This is a genomic window from Micromonospora sp. CPCC 205558 (genome assembly GCF_036902955.1).
Classification (GTDB): Bacteria; Actinomycetota; Actinomycetes; order Mycobacteriales; family Micromonosporaceae; genus Micromonospora.
On sequence record NZ_JBAKHR010000021.1, the window covers coordinates 75,654 to 96,651 of the forward strand.

At 71.3% G+C, this 20,998-nt stretch carries 17 protein-coding genes; 10 read left to right on the forward strand and 7 right to left on the reverse strand.

The genetic code is table 11. From position 1 onward, the window contains the following. Positions 1–73: 73 nt before the first annotated feature. Positions 74–1,684, forward strand: a complete 1,611-nt coding sequence (locus V6U86_RS23025; protein ID WP_334506311.1) for a ricin-type beta-trefoil lectin domain protein — start codon at positions 74–76, stop codon at positions 1,682–1,684. A gap of 51 nt (positions 1,685–1,735) precedes the next feature. On the opposite strand, the gene V6U86_RS23030 is transcribed toward V6U86_RS23025, so the two are convergent. Together V6U86_RS23030 and V6U86_RS23035 are read right to left on the reverse strand one after the other, a co-directional pair. Further along, positions 1,736–4,267 (reverse strand): ABC transporter permease, encoded by a 2,532-nt coding sequence (locus V6U86_RS23030; protein WP_334506313.1) that lies wholly within the window; start codon positions 4,265–4,267, stop codon positions 1,736–1,738. Further along, on the reverse strand, positions 4,264–5,022 hold the full coding sequence (locus tag V6U86_RS23035; protein WP_334506315.1) for an ABC transporter ATP-binding protein: 759 nt from the start codon (positions 5,020–5,022) through the stop codon (positions 4,264–4,266). The genes V6U86_RS23030 and V6U86_RS23035 overlap by 4 nt, the downstream gene beginning before the upstream one ends. A 146-nt stretch (positions 5,023–5,168) precedes the next feature. Between V6U86_RS23035 and V6U86_RS23040 the strand changes: the two genes are divergently transcribed. From V6U86_RS23040 to V6U86_RS23080, 9 genes are all read left to right on the forward strand, one after another. Continuing rightward, complete coding sequence (locus V6U86_RS23040) at positions 5,169–6,362, forward strand: sensor histidine kinase (RefSeq protein WP_334506317.1); 1,194 nt, start codon at positions 5,169–5,171, stop codon at positions 6,360–6,362. After that, positions 6,359–6,997: a response regulator transcription factor gene (locus tag V6U86_RS23045; protein WP_334506319.1), complete on the forward strand. Its 639-nt coding sequence runs from the start codon at positions 6,359–6,361 to the stop codon at positions 6,995–6,997. Before V6U86_RS23040 ends, V6U86_RS23045 begins: the two co-directional genes overlap by 4 nt. Before the next feature lie 254 nt (positions 6,998–7,251). Beyond that, the gene (locus V6U86_RS23050) at positions 7,252–7,638 is read left to right on the forward strand and encodes a fibronectin type III domain-containing protein (RefSeq protein WP_442934996.1); all 387 of its coding nucleotides are present in this window, start codon (positions 7,252–7,254) and stop codon (positions 7,636–7,638) included. A gap of 53 nt (positions 7,639–7,691) precedes the next feature. Next, entirely contained in the window at positions 7,692–9,095 is a 1,404-nt protein-coding gene (gene sthA, locus V6U86_RS23055; protein WP_334506323.1) for a Si-specific NAD(P)(+) transhydrogenase, read from the forward strand. A gap of 72 nt (positions 9,096–9,167) precedes the next feature. After that, the gene (locus tag V6U86_RS23060; protein WP_334506326.1) at positions 9,168–11,918 is read left to right on the forward strand and encodes an AAA family ATPase; all 2,751 of its coding nucleotides are present in this window, start codon (positions 9,168–9,170) and stop codon (positions 11,916–11,918) included. Between the two features lie 46 nt (positions 11,919–11,964). Beyond that, positions 11,965–12,249: a hypothetical protein gene (locus V6U86_RS23065; RefSeq protein WP_334506328.1), complete on the forward strand. Its 285-nt coding sequence runs from the start codon at positions 11,965–11,967 to the stop codon at positions 12,247–12,249. Beyond that, on the forward strand, positions 12,246–12,776 hold the full coding sequence (locus V6U86_RS23070) for a hypothetical protein (RefSeq protein WP_334506330.1): 531 nt from the start codon (positions 12,246–12,248) through the stop codon (positions 12,774–12,776). Before V6U86_RS23065 ends, V6U86_RS23070 begins: the two co-directional genes overlap by 4 nt. Positions 12,777–12,823: 47 nt before the next feature. Then, positions 12,824–13,408 carry a DUF3558 family protein gene (locus tag V6U86_RS23075; protein WP_334506332.1) on the forward strand — a complete coding sequence of 195 codons (585 nt, stop codon included), beginning with the start codon at positions 12,824–12,826 and terminating at the stop codon, positions 13,406–13,408. A gap of 17 nt (positions 13,409–13,425) precedes the next feature. Next, the gene (locus V6U86_RS23080) at positions 13,426–14,859 is read left to right on the forward strand and encodes a hypothetical protein (RefSeq protein WP_334506334.1); all 1,434 of its coding nucleotides are present in this window, start codon (positions 13,426–13,428) and stop codon (positions 14,857–14,859) included. A gap of 116 nt (positions 14,860–14,975) precedes the next feature. Here V6U86_RS23080 and V6U86_RS23085 read toward each other — a convergent pair whose 3' ends face one another. From V6U86_RS23085 to V6U86_RS23105, 5 genes are all read right to left on the reverse strand, one after another. Then, positions 14,976–16,355: an endo-1,4-beta-xylanase gene (locus V6U86_RS23085; RefSeq protein WP_442934994.1), complete on the reverse strand. Its 1,380-nt coding sequence runs from the start codon at positions 16,353–16,355 to the stop codon at positions 14,976–14,978. A 39-nt stretch (positions 16,356–16,394) separates the two neighbouring features. Next, positions 16,395–17,720, reverse strand: a complete 1,326-nt coding sequence (locus tag V6U86_RS23090) for an extracellular catalytic domain type 1 short-chain-length polyhydroxyalkanoate depolymerase (RefSeq protein WP_334506336.1) — start codon at positions 17,718–17,720, stop codon at positions 16,395–16,397. Positions 17,721–17,971: 251 nt separating this feature from the next. Then, on the reverse strand, positions 17,972–20,110 hold the full coding sequence (locus V6U86_RS23095) for an alpha-glucuronidase (protein ID WP_334506339.1): 2,139 nt from the start codon (positions 20,108–20,110) through the stop codon (positions 17,972–17,974). After that, on the reverse strand, positions 20,107–20,241 hold the full coding sequence (locus V6U86_RS23100) for a hypothetical protein (RefSeq protein ID WP_334506341.1): 135 nt from the start codon (positions 20,239–20,241) through the stop codon (positions 20,107–20,109). Before V6U86_RS23100 ends, V6U86_RS23095 begins: the two co-directional genes overlap by 4 nt. Continuing rightward, positions 20,238–20,927 carry a DUF624 domain-containing protein gene (locus tag V6U86_RS23105; protein ID WP_334506343.1) on the reverse strand — a complete coding sequence of 230 codons (690 nt, stop codon included), beginning with the start codon at positions 20,925–20,927 and terminating at the stop codon, positions 20,238–20,240. Before V6U86_RS23105 ends, V6U86_RS23100 begins: the two co-directional genes overlap by 4 nt. Positions 20,928–20,998: the final 71 nt, after the last annotated feature.

A 20,998-nucleotide genomic window follows, 5' to 3' on the forward strand; every position in this document is an offset into this window, starting at 1 on the left:
ATTGATATCGATGTGTACGACTGTAATAATTAACACACTTTACAGTTGTTTCGCCGCCCGGAAGGACCCCGACATGGCGCGACGATTGGCCGGGCCCGCGCCCCGCCACCCCCGCATCAGACTGACCTCCGCGCTCGCCGCGGCCCTGCTCGCCGTACCGACCGGCCTGGTCCTCGGCGCGTCGCCCGCGATGGCGGCCACGACAGGCGCCATCACCGGGTACGGCGGCAAGTGCGTCGACGTGGCCGCCGCGAACCCGGCCAATGCCACACAGGTCCAGCTCTTCAGCTGCAACGGCTCCGCCGCGCAACAGTGGACGGTGGCCGACGACGGCACCATCCGGGCGCTGGGCAAGTGTCTCGACGTCGCCGCCGCCAGCACCGCCAACGGGGCCCGGGTGCAGATCTACGACTGCAACGGCACCGGGGCGCAACAGTGGTCGCCCAACGCCGGCCAACTGGTCAACCCGACCTCGGGCAAGTGCCTCGACGCGACCGGCCCCAGCTCGGCCGACGGCACCCCACTGCAGATCTGGAGCTGCACCGGCACCGCCAACCAGACCTGGGCGCTGCCCACCGGCGGCACGACACCACCGCCCTCGGGTGGTTTCACCCACCCCGGTGTGCTGGTCAGCCGAGGTCAGCTCGACTTCGTCCGTGGCCGGGTGCAGGCCGGCGCGCAGCCCTGGGCCGCGGCCCACAACCAGATGATGAGCAGCCGGTACGCCTCCCTGTCGCGTACCCCGGCTCCCCGTTCGGTCGTCGAGTGCGGTTCCTACTCCAACCCGAACAACGGCTGCACCGACGAGCGTGAGGACGCGATCGCCGCGTACACCGACGCGCTCGCCTGGTATCTCACCGGGGATGCCCGGTACGCGCAGAAGTCGATCCAGATCATGGACGCGTGGTCGGCCACGATCACCGCGCACACCGGCAGCAACGCTCCGCTGCAGACCGGCTGGGCCGCCTCGGTCTGGCCCCGGGCGGCCGAGATCATCAAGTACACGTACACGAGCTGGCCCAACGCCAACCGCTTCGCCACCATGCTGCGCAACGTCTACCTGCCGATGGTGCGCAACGGCTCGAACAGCAACGGCAACTGGGAACTGACCATGATGGAAGCCGCCGTCGGCATCGCCGTGTTCCTGGAGGACCGGTCCGCCTACGACGCGGCGGTCACCCGCTACCTCAACCGCACCCGGGCCTTCGTCTATCTGCCCAGCGACGGCGCGTTGCCGTACACGACGCCCGGCAGCGGCCTGGACACCAGCGCGAAGATCATCGGTTACTGGCAGGGCCAGTCCACCTTCGTCGCCGGCCTGGCCCAGGAGACCTGCCGCGACTTCGTCCACACCGGGTACGGGATCTCCGCCATCTCGCACGTCGCGGAGACCTCCCGGATCCAGGGACGGGACCTGTACCCACAGGTCGGTGAGCGACTGCGTCAGGCGCTCGGCTTCCACTCGCGCTACCAGCTCGGCGAGGCGCCGCCCTCCTGGCTCTGCGGCGGCAGCCTCACCCGGGGCCTCGGCCCGATCACCGAGGTCGGCTTCAACGCGATGAGCAACCGGCTGGGCAACGTCATGACCAACACCCAGACCCTCACGCTGCAACAACGTCCAGCCGGAACCAACAACCTCTTCGTCGCCTGGGAGACGTTGACCCACGCCAACAACCCCAACTGACCGGGTCGTCGTGGGGTGGCGCCGACTGCCGGCGCCACCCCACGACGGTGCTCAGTTGTCAGCCCCCAGCGCCACCACCGGGCTGACCCGCGACGCCCGACGGGCCGGCAGTACCCCGGCCAGCGCGGTCAGCCCGACCAGCACCACGAAGAGCCCGGCCAGCGGCAGCAGCGGCGCGGTCAGCGGCGCCTCGATCCCGAGGGCCTGGACCGCCAACCAGGCGTACGGGACGCCGAGCACCAAACCGATGGTCGCGCCGACCAGCCCGTACAGGCCGGACTCGACCGTCAACATGGTGCGCAGGCCGGTGCGGGACAGCCCAATCGCCCGCAGCAACCCGGACTCGCGTACCCGCTCCACCACCGAGAGCGCGGTCGTGGAGCCCACCCCGACGACCGCGATCAGCACGGTCAGGCTGACCAGACCAACCGCGATCCAGACCAGGGTGCGCACCAACGCGTCGTTGCGGTCCCGCTCGTCGGCGAGCACCGCGAGGCCCACCCCGTCGCTGCCCCCGATCGCCTGCCGCAGCGCCCGCACGCCGGCGGTGCGACCGTCCTCGCCGGTGCCGGCCGCGTCGGCCAACAGACCGGTGTACGCGGCCGGCACGCCGAGCCGGTCCAGGTCGGCCGGATCGGTGAGGATGCCCGTGTGCAGCGGCCCGTCACCGGGCAGCACCGCGACCACCCGCACGTCGACCCGGCGGGTGGCGACGGCGAGCGTCGCGGTGTCCCCGGCGCGCAGACCCGTGTCCCGCGCGACCCAGCTGTTGAGCACGATCCGGCCGGGGCCACGATCGGCCAGGCTGCCCTGGGCCACGTCCAGGTCACCGGTGCTCGGCAACGCCGCCAGGTCGAGATCGCTTGTCGGATAGCCGGACTCGACGTCGCCAAGCTTGTCGGCGCCGCGCAGCAGCGTGGCGTCGTCGACCTTCCGGTACGGCACCACCCGGGCCAGTGCGCCGCGCGCCGCCTCGGCGCGGCGCACCACAGCCGGCGGCAGCGTCCCACCGTTGCCGATGACCTCGAAGTCGCTCGGTGCCGAGAGCGCCATCTCGCGGTCGGCGAGGACCTGCAACGACGCGCCGCCGATGACCACCCCGGAGATCAGGGTCGCGCCCAGCGCCACCACGACGGAAACCGCAGCCGCCCGGCGCGGCGCCCCGCCGATGCCGCCGACCGACATCCGCCCGAGCGGCCCGAGCTGGCGCAGCGGCCAACCGACCACGGCCAGCACCGGGCGCAGCAGCAGCGGGCCGAGGGCCACCAGCGCGAAGAACGCCAGGGTGCCGGACCCGACCAGCAGGAGCAGTGGCATCACGGGGTCGTAGTTCGACTGGTCCGGCTCCGGCAACTGGCTGATCGTCGCCGCTGCCGCCAGGATCGCGCCGACGGCCATGAACAGGCCGCTCGCCAGACGGAGGGCCCCGATGCCGCGCCGGCCGGCGGTGGTGCTCGCCGTCCGCAGCGCCTCCAGCGGGGAGACCCGGGCGGCCGAGAGCGCCGGTGCCAGCACGGCCAGCACGGTGATCACGACGGCGCCGATCACCACCGTGACCGCCGCCGCCAGTGGCAGGCCCGGCGAGGAGACCGCGTGGCCGGTGGCACGCAGGATCGCCGGCAGCGCGTACCCGAGAGTGAGGGCGCTGGCGACCCCGACGACCCCGGCGACCAGACCGGTCAGGGCTCCCTCGGCGGTCAGAGCCCCGACCAGGGTGCCCCGGCTCGCGCCGACCGCCCGCAGCAGCGCGAGCTGCCGCATCCGTTGGGCGAAGACGATGCGGAAGGTCGAGGTGACCACCAGCGCCGCCGCGGCGACCGCGATGGAGACGAACATGGCGACCAGGATGAAGAGTCTCCCGACCTGCTCGGCAGCCGCGTTGGCCTCGGCCTCGCGCACCTCGGCGCCGGTGCGGATCGGTTGCCCGGTGACCGCCGCGGTCACCCGTTGCCGGACGACCTCCGCCGTGGTGCCCGGGGCCACCCGCACGTCGACGCGTTCCACGGCCGTCAGCCGCGCCCAGGCGATCACAGCGTTCTCCGGGGCGTACGCGTCGTAGCCGGCGTCGGCGGCGGTGTCCACCACGCCGGTGACAGTGAGTGGGGCGGGCGTGGTGAGTTCACCGCCCGTACCGCTGGTGGTGGTGCCGACCGAGAGCCCGAGCCGCTCGGCGGTGCGCGGCGTGACCGCGATCTCGCCGGGCTGGTCCGGGTAGGTGCCCTCGATCACTCGGACCGTGCTCAGCGGGCCGGTGCCCGGATCGGACTGGAGGTTGAGGTACCCCTCGCCGATGGAGACCCCGGTCGCGACCCGGGCCACCGCCTCGGCCACACCGGGCACGGCCCGGATCTGCCGCACGTCCGTCACGGTGGGTGGCGGGACGTCGGTGCTGCCGATCACCAGGTCGGTGACGGCCGGAGTGCCGCTGAGGTTGTCCCGCACGGTCCGTTCGGTGATCTGCTGCACCAGCACGGTGCCGAAGACGACGAACGACGCGACCAGGATCGCCAAACCGGTCAGGATCAGCCGGCCGGGGCGCCGGGCCACGGCCGTCGTCTGGGTACGCAGCACGGTGGCCCTCATGCGCGGGCCGCCAGATCCCGCAGCGCGTCGGTGACCGACACCTGGTTCGGCTTGTCGATCTCGCCGGCCAGCCGCCCGTCGGCGAGCAGCACGACCCGGTCGGCGTACGCGGCGGCGATCGGGTCGTGGGTGACCATGACGACGGTCTGGCCGAGGTCGCGTACCGAGTCGCGCAGGATGGTGAGCACCTCCGCACCGGAGCGGGAGTCGAGGTTGCCGGTCGGCTCGTCGGCGAAGACCACCTCGGGGCGGGCCACCAACGCCCGGGCCAGCGCGACCCGCTGCTGCTGGCCGCCGGACAGCTCGCTGGGCCGGTGGTTCAGACGGTCGCCGAGGCCCAGCACCCGCACCAGGTGCGCGAGGAGCTCCGCGTCGGGCTGCCGACCGGCGAGGTCCAGCGGCAGGGTGATGTTCTGCGCGGCGGTGAGCTGCGGCAGCAGGTTGAAGGACTGGAAGACGAACCCGATCCGCTCCCGGCGTACCCGGGTCAGGGTCCGGTCGGACTGGCCGGTCAACTCCGTGCCGCCGAGCAGGACCCGGCCGGAGGTGGCCGTGTCGAGGCCGGCAAGGCAGTGCATCAGGGTCGACTTGCCCGACCCGGACGAGCCCATGATCGCGGTGAACTCGGCCCGGCCGAACCCGACCGAGACCACGTCCAGGGCACGGACGGCGGTCTCGCCGCTGCCGTACACCTTCACCAGGTCGACCGCGGCGACCGCGGCGTGGGTGGTCTGCGGCGGGGCGTGGGTTGTCATCGTTCCTCCAGTGGCTGCGTGCTGACCCGGGAAGCCTCGCCCTCAACGGGGGGTGGGCGCATCGGCCCGGGGCCGGGTATCGCCGGCGCCGGGTCTGCCTTTTGGCCGATCCGGCAACTCCGTCGGGCTGGCTACGCTGGGTCACCATGAGCACGCCGGATCTTCGACGATGGTGGGTACGCCTGGCCCAGGCCGCCGCCCTGGTGGCCATGGGGCTGCTCGCCCTCTTCGACCTGCGGTTCAGCCGGCCCGAGAGCATGGCCGATCTCCTGATCCTGCTGGTGCGGATAGGGCTCGCGGTGGCGACGGTGCCGCTGTGGCTACCGGTGCACCGGCTGGGCTCCCGCCGGCTGCCGGTGGGCGCGCTGGCGCTCGCCTCGGCGTCACTGGCCGTGACCGCGGCGATCGTGGTCGTCTCCGGCGGCAGCTACGTGCTCGGCGGTAGTTGGGGGCTCGCCGAGTCGGCCGGGCTGATCGGGGTGGTCTTCGTGGTGGCGCGCTGGGGCGCGCCCCGGCTCGCCCCGGCGGCGGCGGTGGCCGCCGGGCTCGCCGTCGCCACGTTGCCGCTGCGTTCCGGCGCCGAAAGCCTCCTGGTGATCTTCGGTCTGCTCCAGGTGCTCGCCGCGGCCGGAGCCGCCGCGGTGGGCCTCTATCTGCGGATCATGGCCGCCGGTCGGGAGCGGGCCATCGCGTTGGTGCGAGCCGAGCAGCGCGCGGAGTTCGCCCGGGACCTGCACGACTTCATCGCGCACCACGTCACCGGCATCGTGGTGCAGGCACAGGGTGCCCGCTTCGTCGCCGAGCAGGACCCGCAACGGGTGATCGTCGCCCTGGAGCAGATCGAGCGGGCCGGCGCGGAGACGATGGCCTCGATGCGGCGGATGGTCGGGATCCTGCGCAACCCGCACGCCCCGCCGGACGCGCCGCTGGCTCCGCTGGCCGGGGTGACCGAACTGGAGCCGCTGGTGAGCGGGTTCAACGGCGCGGCGAACGCGCCGGCACGACTGCACGTCGACGGCGACCTGAATGGGCTGCCCGTGGAGGTCTCGACGTCGGCGTACCGGGTGGTGATGGAGGGGCTGACCAACGCTCGCCAGCACGCGCCGGACGCGCGGTCGGTGGACGTGGCCCTGCGGCGTACCCCGGACTGGTTGCTGGTCCGGGTCGCCGACGACGGCGCGTCGCCGCGCACCGCGCCGGCCCGGGGGCACGGCTTCGGCCTGATCGGTCTCACCGAGCGGGTACGCGCCCTCGGCGGCACGATCACCGCCGGGCCCGGTGTCGCCGGTGGCTGGGTGCTCGACGCGGCGTTCCCGCTCCGGGTGGCGGTGACGCGGTGATCCGGGTGCTGATCGCCGATGACCAGGCCATGGTCCGGACCGGCTTCGGCATGATCATTGGTGCCCAGTCGGACATGGAGGTGGTCGGCGAGGCCGCCGACGGCGTCCAGGCCGTCGAACTGGCCCGACGACTGCGCCCGGACGTGGTGCTGCTGGACATCCGGATGCCCCGCCTCGACGGTCTTGAGGCACTGCGGCTGCTCGCGGGCCCGGGCGTCGCCGACCCGATCCGGGTGGTCGTCGTGACGACCTTCGACCTCGACGAGTACGTGCACACCGCGCTCGCCAACGGCGCGTGCGGCTTCCTGCTCAAGGACTCCGGCCCGGCCCTGCTGGTGGAGGCGGTCCGCGCGGCCGTGTCCGGCGACGCGCTGATCAGCCCCTCGATCACGGTACGGCTGTTGGAGCACCTCAGCTCGCCCGCTCCGGCGCGCGACGACGGTGGCCTGTCGCCACGGGAACTCGACGTCGTGAAGCTCGTCGCCCGGGGCCTGACCAACGCCGAGATCGCCACCCAACTCTTCATCGCCGTGGGCACTGTCAAGACCCACCTGGCGAGCGTGCAGATGAAACTCAAGGCCCGCAACCGGGTCGAGATCGCCGCCTGGGCCTGGGAGCGCCGCCTCGTCGGCTAGGTCGGGCTCTGGTGGGCGGTGGCTCGCGGGCGGTGGCTCGCGGGCGGTGGCTCGCGGGCGGGCTGATGTCTTGTTCGTTGCCTTTGGAGCTGATGTCGTCAACGAATCAGCGGCACCGGCGGCCACCGATGTCGTAGACGATTCAGCTCCAAAGGCAACGACCGGCACACCAGCCACCAGCCCTGGGGCGACTCCGCGCGCCGAGGTCGGCGTACGCTGCGGCGGACACCAAACGACCCACCGCTCCCGGCCCGATCACTGTCGTCGCCGTCGACACCACCTGGGTCGAGCTGACCTGGGCCGCCTCGACCGACAACGTGGGGGTGGTGGGCTACCCGGTCGGGCGCAACTGCACCCAGATCAGCGGATTGACGCCGAACACCACGTACACCTTCGTGGTGCAGGCCCGCGACGAGGCCGGCCACCTGTCACCCCTGTCCGAACCGGTCACCGCGACCACGCTGCCACCACCGCCGAGCTGCGCGGTCCGCGACAGCAGCTACCTGCGGGTGCGCAACGTCCGCCACAACGCGCTGATCCCGCCCGGCGGCACCGTGTCGCTGGGGTTCGTCGCCACCGGGGCCCAGGCACCGGAGGAGGTCACGCTCAACGGCGGCGTCTGCGTGGTGGCGGCTGAGTAACACTCGCCTACGAAGTCTGGCGCGCGCCGGGACATCTTGCGACGCTAACGCCTGTGTATGACTACGACCTGTTGGTGCTGGGTTCCGGACCCAGCGGTCAGAAGGCCGCGATCGCCGCCGCCAAGCTCGGCAGGCGGGTCGGCATCGTGGACCGCCGCGACATGATCGGTGGGGTGTGCATCAACACCGGCACCGTCCCCTCCAAGACACTGCGCGAGGCCGTGCTCTACCTGACCGGCCTGAGCCAGCGGGACCTGTACGGCAGCAGCTACCGGGTCAAGGAGGAGATCACGGTCAGCGATCTGGCCGCCCGGACCCAGCACGTCATCACCCGGCAGACCGACGTCATCCGTAACCAACTGGCCCGCAACCGGGTCGCGATGATCACCGGCACAGGGCGTTTCGCCGACGCTCACTCGATCTGGGTTGACGGAGGCTCCGGCCGCGAGTCCAAGGTGACCTTCGACAAGATCGTCATCGCCGCGGGCACCCGCCCGGCCCGCCCGGGCAGCGTCGACTTCGACGACCGGACCATCGTGGACTCCGACGGCGTCATCAACCTCCAGGCCGTACCCCGCAGCATGGTCGTGGTCGGCGCCGGTGTGATCGGCATGGAGTACGCCTCGATGTTCGCCGCGCTCGGCACCAAGGTGACAGTGGTGGAGCGCCGCGACCGGATGCTGGACTTCTGTGACGACGAGGTCGTCGAGTCACTCAAGTACCACCTGCGCGACCTGTCCGTGGCGTTCCGCTTCGGCGAGGAGGTCGCCGCCGTGGAGAAACACCAGACGGCGGCGCTCTGCATCCTCAAGAGCGGCAAGAAAATCGTCGCCGACACGGTGATGTACTCGGCCGGCCGGCAGGGCCAGACCGACGATCTGGCGCTGGAAGCGGCCGGGCTGGAGGCGGACCGACGGGGCCGGATCGCTGTCGACGCCAACTACCGCACCCCGGTGGAGAACATCTACGCCGTCGGCGACGTGATCGGCTTCCCCGCGCTCGCGTCCACCTCGATGGAGCAGGGCCGGCTGGCCGCGCAACACGCCTGCGGCGAGCCGATCCGGGAGATGCACGGCCTGCAACCGATCGGCATCTACACGATCCCGGAGATCAGCTTCGTCGGGCAGACCGAGGCGCAGCTCACCGAGAGCTCCACCCCGTTCGAGGTGGGCATCGCCCGCTACCGGGAGTTGGCCCGGGGCCAGATCGTCGGCGACTCGTACGGCATGCTGAAGCTGCTCGTCTCCCCCGACGACGGCCGACTGCTCGGGGTGCACGTGTTCGGCACCGCCGCCACCGAGATCGTCCACATCGGTCAGGCGGTGATGGGCTGCGGCGGCACGATCGACTACCTGGTCGACGCGGTGTTCAACTACCCGACGCTGGCTGAGGCGTACAAGGTCGCCGCCCTGGACGCGTCCAACAAGATCCGCAACATCACCCGCATCGACGGCTGAGCGACGTACGTCGGCTCCGATCATCCCTTGGCGGGATGTTCGACGACCCTGTCCGGGTGCCAGAATTCGCCCATGCGACACGCCATCGTCGGGCGGGACGAGGTGTTCGACCGGGCCTGGAAACTGCTGGTCAAACCCGGGTCGGTGCTTCTGGAGGGGTCGGCCGGCATCGGCAAGACCGAGCTGTGGCGGGCGCTGGTCGCGCAGGCCACCCAGGCCGGTTGGCTGGTGCTGAGCTGCGCGCCCACCGAAGCCGAGTCCGAGTTGCCGTACGCGGCGCTGGCCGACCTGCTCCGCCCGCTCGCCGACCAGGTCGCCGCACTGCCCCGGCCCCAGCGGGTGGCCGGGGAGGTCGTGCTCCTCTCCGGCGACGCCCACGAGCCGGTCGACGTCCGGGTGGTCGGAGCGGCCACCCGGTCGCTGCTGGAGGCCGCGATCACCGCGCACACCCATCGCGGGGTGCTCGTCGCCGTGGACGACGCGCCCTGGCTGGACCGGCCCAGTGAACGCGCGCTGCGGTACGCGCTGCGCCGGCTGACCGGCCTCGCCACCCTGGTCAGCCGCCGCCGAGGTGGGAACACACCCGAGGCCGTACCGCTCGGACTCGACGAGGGCCGCGACGGCGGCCAGGTCGCCCGGGTCGACGTGCCACCCCTCGACGTGGGCGCACTGCACCATGTCCTGCGCGACCAACTCGGCGTCACCCTCACCCGACCGATGCTCGTCCGGGTGGCCCGGGAGTCCGAGGGCAACCCACTGCTGGCCATCGAGGTGGTGCGCGCGATGCAACGCCTCCCGCGTCAGCCCGCACCCGGGGACGACCTGCCGGTAGCCGCGTCCATGCACCACCTGCTCGCGGACGTCGTCGCCGGACTGCCCCCGGCCAGCCGCGACGCGATACGCCTGGCCGCACTGCTCACCGTGCCCACACTGGCCGACCTGAGCGTGGCGGGGGTGTCATCCGCAGCGCTCGACGCGCCCGAGGAGGCCGGGCTGATCGTCGTGACCCCGACCGGCGTGCGCTTCACCCATCCGGTGCACGCGGCCGCGGTCCGGGCCGGCATCCCACCGGGCGTCCGTCGCCGCCTGCACCGCCAGCTGGCCGACCTGCTGACCGATCCCGACGAACGGGCCCGGCACCTCGCACTCTGCACGACCGACCCGGACCCGGTGGTCGCGGACACCCTCGCCGGCGCGGCCGAACGATGGCACGGCCGGGGCGCACCCGACCTGGCCGCCGAGCTCAACGACCGCGCCGCGCAGCTCACCCCGCTGCAGAACCGGGCGCGACTGGGCCAACGGCGGTTCGCGGCCGCGCGCTGCCGGTTCGACAGTGGGGACTTCCCCGCTGCCCGGCTCGCGGCCGAGGCGGTCGCCACCGAGTTCGACGGCGATGTGCGGGCCGAGTCACTGTTGCTGCGCGCCATCGTCGCCTGGTCCGGCGGGGAGGCCACCCGGGTGGCCGTCGACAACTGCACGCTGGCACTGGCGGCGGCTCGACCTGACTCGGCGCTGGCCGGGCGCATCCACGCCCACCTCGCCGTCTTCGAGGACCGCACCGAGGCGGCCCGGGACCACGCCGAGGCCGCCGCCACGCTGCTCGACGGACGCGACGACGACCATGACCTGCTCGCCGCCGCCCTCGTCCTGCTCTTCTTCCAGGAGGTACGCCTCGGGCGGGCACCGCGTAGCGACCTGCTGGACCGGGCCCTCGCCCTGGAGGGCGACGAACCAGCATGGCTGGCGAGTACGGTGCCCGCGATCTGGTGGAAGTCGGTCGACGACGCGGAGCGGGCCCGACGTCGGCTGCACCGGATGCTCGGCCGCGCGGAGGCCCGAGGCGACGAGCCGCTGCAACACGAGCTGCTCTCCCACCTGGGCGAGGCCGAGTTGCTGGCCGGGCGGTGGGAGGAGGCCGAACGGCACATCACCGCCGCCCGCGAGCTTGGTGACCAGCTCGGCACCGGCCTGGTCGGTGAAGCCTGGTTGGCCGCTCTGCTCGATGCGCACCGAGGACGCCTGGCCGAGGCGACCCAGGTGGCGCAGGCCGGCCTGCGGATCGCCGACGACCTGGACGACGACTGGTGCCGGCGCATCCACCAGCAGCTGGCGGGGTTCGTGGCCCTGTCCGCCGGCCAGATGGCGGAGGCCGCCGCCGCCTTCACCAGCCTGGCCACGATGCTCGACGCGAAGGGCCTGGTGGAGCCGCTGGCGATGCGGTTCGAGCCGGACTGGATCGAGGCATGTGTCGGGGCCGGTGATCTCGACCGGGCGGCGGCCGTGTTGGAGCGCCTGGCCGCCCGACACCACCGGTTGCCGCGCCCCTGGACGACGCTGGGCCTCGCCCGGGCCCGTGCCCTGCTGGACAGCGCCACCGGCCTCGATCCCCAGGTGTCGCTCGACGCGTTGGCCGCCGCGCGGGCGTCCGTACCGCCGGACGTGTTGCCACTGGACCGCGCGCGCTGCCTGCTGGTGGCCGGGATCGTGCACCGGCGGGCGCGCCGTAAGCTGCCGGCCCGGCAGGCCCTGGAGGCGGCGGTCGCGGAGTTCAACGCGCTCGGCGCGAAGGCTTTCGCGGTCCGCGCCCGTGCCGAGTTGGCCCGCGTCGGTGGCCGCCCCCCTACCCCTCGGCACCTCACCGCCACCGAGGAACGGGTCGCGCGGCTGGCGGCGCGCGGGCGCACCAACCGGGCCATCGCCGACGAGCTTTTCGTCAGCCCGAAGACGGTGGAGGCGAACCTCGCCCGGATCTACCGCAAGCTCGGCATCTCCACCCGGGCCGAGTTGGGTGCCGCCATGACCAGGGCCGACACGCAAGCATAGGGAAACGCCCGATTCCTCGCCGGCTGCGCGAACCTAGCCTCGACTCATGGCCGGCTACCTGTTCGCACTGGAGCAGTACGACCGCTCTCGCGGCGCGAACGCGTCGGTGCCGGTTCTCGGCACCTCGGACTGCCGGCTGGTCGCCGCCATCCGGCTACCCACCGACGATGTCGTGATCGCGTTGGTCGAAGGCCCCGACGCGGACGCGGTGGCCGCTGCCGCCGCAGCCGCCGCGTGGCGTGTCGACAGACTGATTCCGGCTCGGTGGATCCAGCGACCGGCGATCGGCTCCATCAATCCGGAGATCCCACGACAGCCGAAGGAAGCATGACTGTGCGCCGTCTGATCGCACCCCTGTGGTGCTCGCTGCTACTGCTCCCGCTCGTCGCGTGCGGGCCCGACGACAACACCGGCAGCGCCGCCGGAGGCGACACCGACGCCGACGTCGGGATCGACGCCGACGGGGGTGACGTGTCGGCCGTCGAGCGGCCGGCGTGCCCGTTCACCGCCGCCCAGGTGTCCGACCTTGTCGACCAGAGCATGAAGGACGAGGGCTCCTGCCTGTTCGGCGACGGCAACGGGGTGGCCATGTTCACCATCACCACCGCCTCCCCGACGGCCGGCGAGGCCACGTACGACTACCAGCGCGAACAGGCCACGCAGACCTACCGCGAGGTGAAGGACGTCGACAAGGGTCGCAAGGCGTACCTGGCAGTCAAGGACATCGGGGGTGAGGCCGTCGTCATCAGCGACAAGGGCAGCTACACCGTGACGCTCAGCAGCTTCCAGGCGATCGGTGCCAGCCCCGGCGGGTACGAGCCGACGCTGCGCAAGGTGCTCGACGCCCTTCCACTGTGATGCGAAAGCCCTCGACCGGTCGACCTCACAGATGAAGTGGAGCCACGATGACGCACCTCGGAACCGTCCAACGGCGGCGTGTCCAGTTCCTGGCCACCGTGGCCGCCGTGTCGACGCTCAGCGCGCTCGGCGGCTGCGGACTGGTCGGCGGTAACGATGACGGCGGCAGCACCCCGGCGGCCGGCGCGGGACCGAGCGTGGCGGCGACGCCCGCCAGCGAGCCGGAGCCGACGCCGTCGACGGATGCGCCGGCCGCGGTGAAGGTCGACGCCTGCACCCTGCTGACCAAGGATGAGGCCGAGAAGCTGGCCGGAACCCCGCTGCAGGACCCGCTGGAGAAGGCGGAGGATCGGGACAGCTGCACCTACACCGGACCGGTGACCGGGCCGACCGCGCAGGTGGAGGTGTACGTCGGCGACGGCGCGAAGAAGTTTCTCGACATCGACCGGGAACTCGGGCACAAGCTGACCCCGATCAGCGGGGCGGGCGACGAGGCGTACGCCGAGGACGGCACGGTCTTCGTCAGCAAGGGCGGGGTGTGGGCCTGCGTCCGGCTCGTCCGCAGCGAGGATCCCGCGACGTACCGCAAAGCTCTGGAAACCGCGGCCCGCACCGCCGCCGGCCGTCTCTGAACGGCGAGGGAGCCGACGTGGGGGCACCCGGGCCGAGGCGTCACCAGGCGGTGGTCGCGCTGCTCACCGTGACCCTGTTGCTCCTCGCGGGCTGCGCGTCGGGTGCCGCCGACCCGACGCCGCAGCGCCCATCGGCCGACGGCGGAGACCAACGGTACGGGGTGGCGCCCGCGCCCAACCCGGAGGTGACCTACCAACCCGACGTGGTGTTCGTCGGCGGCGGCGGCGCGTCGGTGCGCGGGCTCTCCGAGGACGCGCTCACCTGGCGCATCGACCCCAGCGCCAACGGCGCGAACAAGCTCGCCCGGGGGAAGGTCATGTTCCTCACCGAGCGGGCGGTCGGGCGGGTGCTCGACCTCCGGCGTGACTCCGGTGACCTGGCGGTGACCCTGGGGCCGGTGGACATCACCGACGTGATCCGCGACGGCACGTTCGCCAGTGACGGCCCGGTCGCGCTGGAGAACCCGACCCGGTACGACGCGGGCACGCCCTTCTGGGCGGAGTACGACGCCGACGCCGACGGCGGGGGCAGGGGCGGGGGTGCCGGGGGCGCGGTGCGACCGGTGGCCTTCCCCGCCCAGCGGCAGGCGGCCTCCGCCGCCCAGCGGCAGGTGGCCGGGTTCGGCGTCACCCCCATCTGCTGTGCCGGCGGTGTGGGCGCGCACTTCAGTTACGACGGCGGCGGGATCCGCGTCGCCGGCACCGCGACGTTGCTGATGAAGAAGCCCACCGCCCGGTTCCATCTGGAGATTCGCGGCGCCACCGTCCGCAGGGCGGAATTACGGATCGGCGGGATGGCTGGCCTGCGGATCGAGATCGCGGGGGCCACCGACAGCCGCCAGAACATCAACAAGCGCATCCCCATCCCCCTGGACTTCAGCGTGCCGGTGGGCGAGATCCTCGGCGTACCGTTCTCCGTCACCGCGAACCAACTCATCGGCGTACAGACGGCCTTCAGCGCCAAGGACGGCAACATCAAGGCCGCCGGTGAGTGGTCGCTGGGTGGCTCGGTGGGGTTCGGTTACGCCAACGGTGCGTTCGGCGTCACCGAGCCCTGGCGCCTCAGCGTCCGCAACAGCATCACGGACTCGATCAGCGGGCCGTCAGTCGGCGTGAGTGGGATCATCGTCCACTACCAGGCCGCGTTCCGGGCTGGTCTGGGGGCGCTCGGCTTCACCGCCGGGTTGTACGCGACAGTCACCGCCTCGGTGGGGCTGACCGTCGGCTCCGCCCTGGGAGCACCGCTCGTGCTGTGCCGCAGCACCCAGCTCGGCGTGTTCCTGAACTACGGCGTCGGTTACACCATCCCCGCGGGCCTGACGAAGGCGATCAACGCGTTCCTCGATCTGGTGAATGCCGGGCCTATCGCGGCGACGGCCGGCATCGGCAGAGTCGACAACGTATTCAACAAACTGGACGTCCAACCACCCAAGAGAATCTGCACCTCCTGACACCCCCGGGCAGGCCATGCGCCTGCCCGGCCCGACCCGGTGATCAAGAGGTTCGCGTCACCAGCAGGGTGCGCCGTGACGCGAACCTCTTGATCAACCGCTTGGGGTGGGTGGGGTCAGCGGGCTGAGCAGGTGGGGCTCAGGCTGCCGGCGGTGCCGTTGGCCTGGAAGCCGTACTCGGTGGACTGTCCGGCACCGACCTGGCCGTTGTACGACACGTTCGTCCAGGTTGTCGTGCCGGTGTTACCGCTGCGGTCGGCGCTCCACGCGTTGGTGACCGTCGCGCCCGACGGCAGCGCGATCGTCACCGTCCAACCGTTGAGGGCCGAGGAGCCGGCCGTCACCCGAACGTTCGCGACGAAGCCACCCGTCCACTGGTTCACCGAGACCGTCGCCGTGCAGCCACCCGTGCCCGGCGGGTTCGTGGGCGGGTCGGTCGGCGGGTTGGTCGGCGGGTCCGTGGGCGGGTCGGTCGGCGTGGTGCCGTTGTTCAACGCGGCGAGGACCGCGTCGTACGCCGCCTTCTTCTGACCGTTGCCGTCGAACAGCAGCGGGTTCTGGTAGGACCGCCACGAGTCGCTGTCCCGGATGCCCCAGACGGTGATGCCGTTGCACCGGGCCACGGCCAGGCAGTCCTCGACGACGCTGCGGTAGGTGTTCGCCGACGCGCCCTGGATGTCCAACTCGGTGATCTGCACGTCCACACCGAGCGCCGCGAAGCTCGACAGCGTGGTGCGGTAGTTGCTCACGTACGGCGAGTCGTTGTTGAAGTGCGACTGGAAGCCCACGCAGTCGATCGGCACGCCACGGGACTTGAAGTCCCGCACCATGTTGTACACGGCCTGCGTCTTCGCGTGCGTCCAGTTGTCGGTGTTGTAGTCGTTGTAGCAGAGCTTCGCGTTCGGGTCCGCCGCGTCGGCGGCCCGGAACGCCGCCTCGATCCAGTCGTTGCCGGTGCGCTGGAGGTTCGAGTCCCGACGCGCACCCGAACTACCGTCCGCGAACGCCTCGTTCACCACATCCCACGAGTGGATCTTGCCCCGGTAGTAGGTGGCCACCTGCGTCACGTGGTTGAGCATCGCCGAGCGCAGCGCACTGCCGCTCATGTTCTCCATCCAGCTGGGCTGCTGCGAATGCCACGCCAGCGTGTGACCCCGCACGCTCATCCCACGGCTGCGCGCGTGGTTGACGATCTGGTCCGCCGACCCGAAGCTGAACTGACCCTGCTGCGGCTCGGTGGCGTTCATCTTCATTTCGTTCTCAGCCGTCACCATGTTGAACTCACGGTTCAAGATCGTGGTGTACGTGCTGTCGGAGAGCTTGAATCCGGCCACCGCCGTACCGAAGTACCGACCCTTCTCGGTGGCCGACGCGCCGAGCGTCGTACCGGCGGCGGCCGGCGCCGTCAGGAACAGCGCCATCCCGGCGGCGAGGGCGCCCGCGCTGGTCAGCGCGACGGCGGCTCTCGATGCCGCCTTCCATCTCGTATTCCTCATCGTGCGACTCCTTCTCGGGTGGTGGGGTGGGGGGGGAACTCAGGAAACCGAACAGGCGGCACCGTTGAGGGCGAACGAAGCGGGCTTACCGGCGCCGCCCTCATGCGTGGCCTGGAAGCCGATCTCGACCGACGCGTTCGGGGCGATGGTGCCGTTGTAGGAGACGTTGCTGGCGGTCACCGCACCGCTCGTCGGCGCGTACTGGGCATTCCAGCCGTTGGTGATGCGTTGCCCGCTGGGCAGCGTGAAGGTCAGCGCCCAGCCGTTCACCGCGGTGGCACCGGTGTTGGTGATCGCCACGCTGGCGGTGAGACCGTTGTTCCAGGCGTTGACCGTGTAGCCGACCCGGCAGGCGCCCCCGGTCGGCGGCGGGGTGGTCGGGGGTGGAGTCGTCGGGGGTGGAGTCGTCGGGGGTGGGGTCGTCGGCGGTGGGGTCGTCGGCGGTGCGGTGCCGTCCAGCCCGAAGAAGCGGATCACCTGCGCGGCGTCGACCGGCAGGTTGTGCGTGACACCCTGCATGCTGATCGCCTCGACCGGCGCCATCGGACCGCTGCTGCCGTACCGGGTGCGGGTGTAGCCGGACTGCGGGGAGTCGGTGTACGTCGGGGTCTGGCTCAACCCGTGCACGTTGGTCCACTGCTTGACCTGCTCACCGAAGTTCGGGTAGCGCAGCGTCTCATCATTGGTGCCGTGCCAGATCTGCATCCGGGGCCGCTGCCCGGTGTAGCCGGGGTACGCCTCCCGAACCAGGTCACCCCACTGTTGCGCGGTCCGGATGAGTTGCCCGTTCGCGCACTGGCTGTTCCACTCCGAGGTGCCGCCGGTGGCGAAACAGGCGAACGGCACCCCGGCGAACGACGCGCCCGCCGCGAAGACGTCCGGGTAGTCACCCAGCATGACGTTGGTCATCATCGCGCCGGAGGAGGTGCCGGTGGCGAAGATCCGCGCCGGGTCGGCGGAGTAACGCTGCTTCACATAGTCGACCATGGACATGAGCCCGACCGGGTCGCTACCGCCGCCTCGGCGTAGCGCCTGCGGCGAGTACACGTCCCAGCACTTGCTGCTGCGGGTCGCCGACGGGTAGATCACGATGAACCCGTACCGGTCCGCGAGGGATGCGTACTGGGTGCCCGAGTGGAACGCGGGGCCCGTCCCGGTGCAGTAGTGCATCGCCAGGAGAATCGCCGGTCGGGTCGCCACCCGGTCCGGGACGTACAGGTGCATCTGCAGGTTGGTGGGGTTGGTGCCGAAGTTGGTCACCTGCGTGAGCGTCGCCGCCGAGGCGGGGGCGGCGAACGTCAGCGCGGCGGCGGCCAACGTCACGGCCGCCAGGACGACGCCAAGCGTTCTCGTCTTCAGTGTCATTGTCGCGATCCCTTGCGAAAAAGGCGCGTGGAAGGGGACTCAAGTCGAGGACTGCCCTTCGCCCGACCTTGACCGCGGCTCGCGTGACCATGTCAGCTTCAATCGAGCACACTCGATTGTCAAGACTTCCGGAAACCTTTCGCCGCAACGGTTTCGGGGGCCACCTGCGCGCGGACCGACATTGACGAGCATCGTCAGTGGTGACAGGTGGCGAGAAATTACCGGGACGTTTTCGGAACCAACCGGACCGCTCAGTAGATGTCCCGCCCTCGCTCGTCCGGCACCCCGGACTTGCGGAAGAAGTACGTGTTGATCTGGTCGCGCCACTCGGTGGCGCACCGCACCTGCTCCTCAAGGCGTTCGGCGACCCGCTGGTAGACGCTCGGGTCGATCATGCCGTTCAGCCTCTGCCACCTCCGTCGCATCGCCGTCACCTCCTCGACCCCCGCGAAGTGACTGTCGTAAATGTGCTGGATGACCGTCGAGCCGCTGTGCAGCACATGCCCGTACGGCACGTGGTGGAAGAAGAGCAGCAGCTCGTCGGGGCAGCTCTCGGGTGACTCGTACACCTGGGCCCAGTACGGCGGATACTGACCGGTGAAGCCGGTGCCCGACGCCCGGCTGCGGTCCACACCGACGCCGTCGCGGTCGGCGAAGTGGTAGGTGCCCCACCGCGTGTACTCGTACCCGTCGACGCCGGGGCCGTAGTGGTCGCCAGGGTTGACCATGAAGCCGACGCCCAGCGGGGCGGTGTAGCGCTCATAGGTGCGCCACGAGTCGTCCATGATCTCGTGCAGTGTCCGCCGCACCAGGTCCGCGTCGGCGGTCGCCGACGGCGGGAAGGTCAGCGTGATCCACTCGTCGAGGATCTCCGTCGGGTCCCGTCGAGGGTCCCAGGCCAGCCGGCCGAACGTGTACAGGTTGGCCTGTGCCAACGGATGCCCGGTCCAGAAGAGGTCGTCGCCGACGTTGGCGACCGCGACCAGCCCACCGCCCGCCGCCGCCTCTCCCGTGACCACGTCGGCGATCGTCCGCCCGCCCGGCCCCCAGGGCGCGAAGCGCAGCACCTCACTCCACCATGGGCCGAGGTGGCAGACGTGCCGCTGCTGACCCGTGTATTCCTGGGTTACCTGCAACTCCACAGCCAGCCGGGTCGACGGCATCGCGGCGAGCACCGGTGAGACCGGCTCCCGCGTCTGGAAGTCCACCGGGCCGAACTTCACCTGGACGACCACGTTGGTGCGGAAGCGCCCATCGAGCGGGGCAAAGTGATCGTAGGCGGCCCGCGCCCGGTCGGTGGACCGGTCCCGCCAGTCCTGGTGGTGGTTGTAGACGAACGCCCGCCAGTGCACCACTCCCCCGTGCGGGGCGAGCGCCTCCGCCAGCAGGTTCGCGCCGTCGGCGTGGTCACGGCCGTACGTGAACGGGCCGGGTTGCCCCTCCGAGTCGGCCTTCACCAGGTAACCACCGAAGTCCGGGATGCGGTCGTACACCCGCCGGGTGGTCGAGGCCCACCAGACCCGCACGGTTTCGTCCAGCGGGTCGGCGGTCGGCAGACCACCGAGGATCACCGGCGCGGCGAAACTGACCGACAGGTGCACCCGGATGCCGTACGGGCGCAGCACGTCCGCGATCTCGGCCACGTCGCCGAGCCGGTCGGTGAGCAGCAGCGCCTCGGTGCGGGCCACGTTGACGTTGTTCACCGAGATCGCGTTGACCCCACAGGAGGCCAGCAGCCGCCCGTACTCCCGTACCCGGGCCAGGTCGCCGCGCGAACGGCCGTCCTGCCAGAAGATCGAGCCGCCCGCGTACCCCCGTTCGACCTGGCCCATCACCGGATGCACGGCCACGTTGTCCCAGTGGTTCAGCATGCGCCGGCGCAGCGCCGGCCGGTGCCGCTCCGGAGGGCGGGTCGGGTCGAAGGCAGCCGCGCAGAGCCGGACCACGTGGAAGAGCCCGTACAGCAGGCCGGCCGGCGCGTCGGCCAGCACCACCGTCACGTCGCCGGCCTGCGCCAACAGGAAACCCTCGTCGCCGAGCGTCCCGTCGTCGCCCAGCTCGACCAGCGCCGCCTCCGCGGCGACGCGCGCCGCCTCCACCGCCGGGTTGGGCAGCTCACCGGCGTCGCGCAGAGCGAGCAGAAGATCGACGTCGACGTCCCAGGACGGGGAGTGCCACACCAACCCGCCGTAACGCGCGCAGGCGCGCGAGACCTCGTCGAGGACGGTGTCGATGAGCAACCCTTCGCCGTGCAGGAGGATGCGGCGCGCGCCGAGTGACCGGAACGCCTCCGGGGGCAGCCAGGCCGGGTGGACGCGCGGTCCGTCACCATCCGTCGGCTCCTCGACGAACATCAGCTGCTCCAAGTCCACCGACTCTTCGGCGTTCACCGGTCCTCCTCCAGCACGACAACCCCGTACGCCGGCAGCCGCCGGATGGTGAGCGCCGACGGCGGTTCGGTCTCCTGTTCCGGGTTGTCGTCGCCCCCGAAGGGCACCTTGGCGGTGAGGGGCAGGCTCATGGGGTGAACTCCTTCCGGATCAGGTGGATCATCGGATCGCCGATGCGCAGGAACGCCAGGACCGCGATCGACGCGAGCAGCATCAGCACCGCCTCGGAGAAGACCGCGGTGATCCCAGCCGCCGCGGCCAGCAGCAGGGCGTTACCGACGGGAACACCGGGGGTACGCACGACAAAGTGCACGGCCAGCCGGAGCACGTCCCGGGCGCGGAAGTCGAACAGTGAGGTGATCACCAGGGCGTTGGCCGCGCAGAGGGTCACCGCCACTGCGATCAGCACCAGCGGCACCGTCCACCAGGTCGCCAGGCCGACCGCGCCGGAGTAGGCGAGGTTCACGGCGAGCACGGTCAGCCACAGCAGCGTCGGCACCCAGATGCGCAGCACACCGGTCACGTTCGCTCGGTAGCCGCGCCAGAACAGGGTGGCCGGGCGCAGGTCGGTCAGGTCGGTTCGCTGGTGGCGCAGGGCGTACAGGGCAGCGGAGATCGCCGGGCCGACGGGTACCAGGAAGAGCGCGCCCAGCGGCAGGTTGCTGGGGTCGCGGCCCAGCAACAGCAGCGGGAGCAGGCCGGGCAGGGTGGTGAGCAGCAGGAGCAGTTCGATCACGAGCAGGATGTAGACGCGCGAGGTGATCCGCGACAGCGGTCCGTCGCCGAACTGTCGCCAGGTCTGGGCCGCGCCACTCACTATCGTTCCCTCTGGTCGTCCGCCCGATGGTCACCGCCGGGGTCCGGTCGGGCCGCGACAGGCCGCCCGAC

Excerpts from the sequence above, each read along its gene's own strand:
- V6U86_RS23025 (WP_334506311.1), top strand. The coding sequence starts at position 74 with ATGGCGCGACGATTGGCCGGGCCCGCGCCCCGCCACCCCCGCATCAGA.
- V6U86_RS23030 (WP_334506313.1), bottom strand. The coding sequence starts at position 4,267 with ATGAGGGCCACCGTGCTGCGTACCCAGACGACGGCCGTGGCCCGGCGC.
- V6U86_RS23035 (WP_334506315.1), bottom strand. The coding sequence starts at position 5,022 with ATGACAACCCACGCCCCGCCGCAGACCACCCACGCCGCGGTCGCCGCG.
- V6U86_RS23040 (WP_334506317.1), top strand. The coding sequence starts at position 5,169 with ATGAGCACGCCGGATCTTCGACGATGGTGGGTACGCCTGGCCCAGGCC.
- V6U86_RS23060 (WP_334506326.1), top strand. The coding sequence starts at position 9,168 with ATGCGACACGCCATCGTCGGGCGGGACGAGGTGTTCGACCGGGCCTGG.
- V6U86_RS23065 (WP_334506328.1), top strand. The coding sequence starts at position 11,965 with ATGGCCGGCTACCTGTTCGCACTGGAGCAGTACGACCGCTCTCGCGGC.
- V6U86_RS23070 (WP_334506330.1), top strand. The coding sequence starts at position 12,246 with ATGACTGTGCGCCGTCTGATCGCACCCCTGTGGTGCTCGCTGCTACTG.
- V6U86_RS23075 (WP_334506332.1), top strand. The coding sequence starts at position 12,824 with ATGACGCACCTCGGAACCGTCCAACGGCGGCGTGTCCAGTTCCTGGCC.
- V6U86_RS23085 (WP_442934994.1), bottom strand. The coding sequence starts at position 16,355 with ATGAGGAATACGAGATGGAAGGCGGCATCGAGAGCCGCCGTCGCGCTG.
- V6U86_RS23090 (WP_334506336.1), bottom strand. The coding sequence starts at position 17,720 with ATGACACTGAAGACGAGAACGCTTGGCGTCGTCCTGGCGGCCGTGACG.
- V6U86_RS23100 (WP_334506341.1), bottom strand. The coding sequence starts at position 20,241 with ATGAGCCTGCCCCTCACCGCCAAGGTGCCCTTCGGGGGCGACGACAAC.